The 598-nt window shown below is 29.4% G+C and carries 1 protein-coding gene and 1 pseudogene; both read right to left on the minus strand.

What is annotated here, in order from left to right; translation table 11 throughout:
* Nucleotides 1-194 (minus strand): hypothetical protein (locus tag CQA53_RS11860; RefSeq protein ID WP_407918859.1); only part of this gene is annotated, 194 nt, incomplete at its 3' end.
* 14 nt (nucleotides 195-208) lie between these two features.
* Nucleotides 209-598: pseudogene (locus CQA53_RS12950) on the minus strand (hypothetical protein); the annotation flags it as partial.

A 598-nucleotide genomic window follows, 5' to 3' on the forward strand; every position in this document is an offset into this window, starting at 1 on the left:
AAACAGCTAAATGGAATAAAAAAGAATATATTAACACAATAATCCCACAAGCCAAGCTTGTATTTTACTTCAAACACCATCTCATCATTATGAGAATCTAGCTTTGCGAATTCTTGATTCTTAGAATCTTGCTTTATTTCTTTAGAATTAGAATCTAGCTTTTTAGAATCTAGTTCTTGCTTGTTTTCATTCATTGTTCTATCTTCTTTCATATTATTTTATATAATCTATCTCTCTCTTGTTGCCATTCTTTATCAAGGCAGAAATAATATGTTGTATTATTTAATAATCCTTTCTCTTCATATTCTACAAAGTGTGTATAGCCCTTCTCTTTTTGTAATTGCTCTTTCTCTGTTAGGCTTAAGGCATTCCCACTAAAGGCTATAAACTCTTGTATTATATCATTGCCTTGCATTATTGCTAAGCTCTTACCATTAAAGCATAGCCAAAGTTTTTTCTTAAATCTTAATACTTGTATCTTATCTCTTAAAGCATTTATAATAATGCTTCTATCAGATATAGGAGTAGGGTAGTAGTTTGGATAGATTAATCTTGCTCTAAAAGATTTTAAGTATTCACTCTCTGGAAGACTAAAAGA

The sequence above is a fragment of the Helicobacter didelphidarum genome, from assembly GCF_003364195.1.
GTDB lineage: Bacteria > Campylobacterota > Campylobacteria > Campylobacterales > Helicobacteraceae > Helicobacter_A > Helicobacter_A didelphidarum.